The organism is Stenotrophomonas sp. 2YAF22, from assembly GCF_052114665.1.
GTDB lineage: Bacteria > Pseudomonadota > Gammaproteobacteria > Xanthomonadales > Xanthomonadaceae > Stenotrophomonas > Stenotrophomonas indicatrix.
Genome location: NZ_JBFRFE010000747.1, coordinates 1 through 1,824, shown reverse-complemented (window position 1 = coordinate 1,824; position 1,824 = coordinate 1). Strand labels below are relative to the sequence as shown.

Here is a 1,824-nt window from a genome sequence, read left to right as displayed (position 1 = left end):
GGTCTACAGCGAGCGCGGCGTAGCGCCGTCCGGCCCGATAGCGCGCCAGGCATCGGCCACGCGGGCCGGTGTACGCATCGCGTTCGACGACGTGGCCGGCGCTCTGGTCACGACCGGCGCGAACGGTCCCATCGGCTTCGAGCTGTGCGACGCCGATGCGCGCCACTGCCACTACGCCGACACGGTGCTGGACGGTCACGACGTCGTGCTGCGCAGCGCCGAGGCCGGTTCCGCCGCCCGCGTGCGCTACTGCTGGGCCGATGGCCCGGTGTGCACCCTGCACGACAGCAGCGGCGCGCCCGCCGGTCCCTTCGAGCTTTCCATTTCTCCTGCGGAGGTTCCCTGATGCGCCTGCTGCTGGCCTCACTGCTCGTGTTGTCTTCATTCCTGCCGCAGGCGTGGGCAGCGGCGCCTGCGCCGCCGGTCTACTTCGACTGGTTCGAGTACCGCGGTCGCGACGCGGCATTCGATGCGCCGTTGCCGGCCGGACACTATCGCAACCCCATTCTTGCAGGGTTCCATGCCGACCCCAGCGTCGTCGCCGCAAACGGGCGCTTCTATCTGGTCAATTCCAGCTTCACCTACTTCCCGGGCATCCCGGTGTTCGAAAGCGTGGACCTGGTGCACTGGAAGCAGATCGGCAACGTGATCGACCGACCGTCGCAGCTGGACTTCGACGGCCTGGGCGTGTCGCGTGGCATCTTCGCACCGGCCATCAGTTACCACGACGGCATGTTCTACGTGGTCACCACGGCCGTCGACAGCGGCGGCAATTTCATCGCGACCGCGCGCGATCCCGCCGGCCCCTGGTCCGATCCGCACTGGCTGCCCGGCATCGACGGCATCGATCCGTCGTTGTTCTTCGACAACGACGGCACCGTGTATCTGCTCAACAACGATGTACCGCCCGGCCCACCACGCTACGAGGGCCACCGTGCCATCTGGATGCAGCAGATCGATCTGGAGCGTTTCACCCCGGTGGGACCGCGCAGGGTGTTGATCGACGGCGGGGTGGAGCCGGCCAGGAACCCGATCTGGATCGAGGGGCCGCACCTCTACAGGCGCGATGGCTGGTACTACCTCTCCGATGCGGAAGGCGGCACCGGCCCGCAGCACTCGCAGGTGGTGCTGCGCAGCCGCGAGGTGTGGGGGCCTTACGTGCCGTATGCGGGCAATCCGATTCTCACCCAGCGCGACCTGCCCGATGGCAGGCCACTGCCGATCACCAATGCCGGGCATGCCGATCTGGTGGAGGCTCCGGACGGCTCCTGGTGGGCGGTGTTCCTTGCCAGCCGCAACTACGACATCCGCCACTACAACACCGGGCGCGAGACCTATCTGCTGCCGGTGCAATGGCAGGACGGCTGGCCAGTGATCCTGCCGGCCACGCAGGCCATTCCGTATGCGGCCAAAGCGCCCTCGTGGATGCAGGGCGACGCGTCGCAGGCGCCTTCCACCGGCAATTTCACCGAGCGCGACGAATTCGATGCGCCGACACTCGGCAGCGGCTGGTTGCGCGTGCGCATCCCCAGGCAGCCGTGGGCAGACCTGCGCGAGCGGCCGGGGGCGTTGGCCGTGCATCCGCTGGCGGAGAACCTGGACACACTGCGCAACCCCGCGTTCCTCGGCCGACGCCAGCAGCACCTGCGCTTCGAGGCCAGTACCGATATGACCCGCCCGGCAGCAGGCGTGGCCGCCGGCCTGGCAGCTTTCCAGAACGAGACGCACTGGTACTTCCTGGGTGTCCGCAGCGTCGGCGGTGACCACGTGGCGGTCTTCCTCGAAGCGAGCGACGGCAGCGGTGCTACCCGMACCCTGGCAACC

The 1,824-nt window shown here is 68.2% G+C and carries 1 protein-coding gene and 1 pseudogene; both read left to right on the top strand.

Going from position 1 to position 1,824, the window contains the following annotated elements:
- Nucleotides 1-346, top strand: a pseudogene (locus AB4Y84_RS20705) (sialate O-acetylesterase); the annotation flags it as partial.
- On the top strand, nucleotides 346-1,824 hold a 1,479-nt coding region (locus tag AB4Y84_RS20700), incomplete at its 3' end, for a family 43 glycosylhydrolase (RefSeq protein ID WP_442250823.1). The pseudogene AB4Y84_RS20705 and the gene AB4Y84_RS20700, both read left to right, overlap by 1 nt.